This is a genomic window from Mucilaginibacter sp. P4_G9 (assembly GCF_056400985.1).
The window spans coordinates 1-1838 of record NZ_JBFUKF010000658.1 but is presented as its reverse complement, the minus strand read 5'-3'; the positions used below and the strand labels follow the sequence as shown (position 1 = coordinate 1838).

Annotated in this window: 2 protein-coding genes; both read left to right on the top strand. The window is 40.2% G+C overall.

Annotated elements, in window-relative coordinates:
* Positions 1-696, top strand: a 696-nt coding sequence (locus AC1DPZ_RS26445) for a sensor histidine kinase (protein WP_477409124.1), incomplete at its 5' end; no start/stop codon positions are given.
* A 58-nt stretch (positions 697-754) separates the two neighbouring features.
* A complete protein-coding gene (locus AC1DPZ_RS26440) occupies positions 755-1384 on the top strand; it encodes a hypothetical protein (RefSeq protein ID WP_477409122.1) in 630 nt (209 codons plus the stop codon).
* Positions 1385-1838 lie beyond the last annotated feature (454 nt).

Below are 1838 nucleotides of genomic sequence, written 5' to 3'. Positions count from 1 at the left end.
GAGCTGGTGCACGTAAAGGACAGGCTGTTTTCTATTATAGGGCACGATTTGCGGGGGCCTATCCATACCATCAGCCATATGATGGATATGATAAAGGAAGATGACCTATCGGAAGAAGAAAGTAAGTATTGGACTGAGAAGGTTGCCGATACCCTTAAAATAACCGCACATTTGGTTGAAAACCTGCTGTACTGGGCAAAAAGCCAGATGGATGGTATCGAGGCTAAACCCGCCGGCTTCAATGTGCAAAAGGTAATTGAGCAAAATGTAACCCTGCTGAAAGAGCGGGCTGCCGAAAAGAAAGTAATGGTAACAGGTGTGGAGCTCACCCGGTCTGAAACTGTTTATGGAGACGAAACCATGATTGATATCGTGATCAGGAATTTAGTAGAGAATGCCGTGAAGTTTTCAGAAGCAGGTGATACCGTTACCATAGCTGCCGAAAAAAAGGATTCAATTATCGTTATAACTGTAAAAGACAACGGGAAAGGCATCCCGGAGGAAGCCCAGGCAAAAATATTTGATAAATTTTCGTCTTACACAACTTTTGGTACAGCCAGCGAAAAAGGAAGCGGGCTCGGTCTTTTATTGTGTAAAGAGCTTGTCGAAAAAAATAATGGTACTATATGGTTTGAAAGCAAGGCAGGCATCGGCAGCTCGTTTTATTTCAGTATACCATCATTGAATAATAATTGAAAGATTACCTGATGGTCTATTTATTTGAAACCTTATTTTAACACTATACAAATCAATCATGAAAAAACTAATCCTAACCTTATCCTTAGCCCTAACGTGTTTAATAGCTTCGGCGCAATCATTTGAAGGCAAAATAGTTTACAGCAATGCCATTAAAAGTAAAATACCCAATGTAAGCGACGCCCAGTTTACCACCATGATGGGCAATACCCTCAACTATTACATAAAAGGCGGYGATTATAAGTCGGAAATGAATGGCTCTATGATGCAATGGCAATTGTACGTTAACGCAGATAACAAGCTTTACAGCAAAATGAGTAACTCCGAAGCCGTGCTCTGGAATGATGGCGCAGTTAATGCCGATGAGGTGATCAGTACCGAACTGCACAAAGCCGTTATTGATATCCTGGGCTATAAATGCGATGAACTGGTGCTAACCTGCAAAAGCGGCGTACAGAAATTTTATTTCACGTCGGGGGTACCGGTTGATAGCAAATTATATATCAACCATCAATTTGGTAACTGGTATACTGTGCTGTCAAAAACAAATGCCATCCCCCTAAAAATGACTATCGACAATGCCCAGTTCTATATTGAAAGTACGGCGACCGAAATAAAATCCGGTAAACTGGATGTCGCCATGTTTACTTTACCAGCCGGTGCGGCATTGCAAAAAAGTCCTTTTTGATATAGGTATCTGGAGGGTTCATCCGGGGGGTCTTCTAAGAGGCTGTTTAAAAAWGATWTATTAAATGTTTTTAGACTTCTAATGAAGCATATATCCATGCGTCATTGCGTACGAAGCAATCCCCACCTTACAGAGTAGCTTTGCAAATCCGATCTGCATAGTTTGGGATTATTAATGTTGTGTTTTTATTTTATAGGTATTAATGAGCTCCCTGCGGTCGGTTATCTTCGTACCTCGCAATGACGGTCTGTTTTTTATTTTTAGAYWGCCTCTTAAATTGAGGCTAAAATTTGCCGGATTTGTGAGATSGGCGGATGATAAGTTTCYAATTAAKCCGGCTCTATATATCCCGATATAAATTGATTTTTCTTCAAAAAAGTGTATTTATAGTGAAGACAGGAACACTATATAGAAATTAACCAACAAAGAAAAAAGAAGTAAATCACTTTGCGTC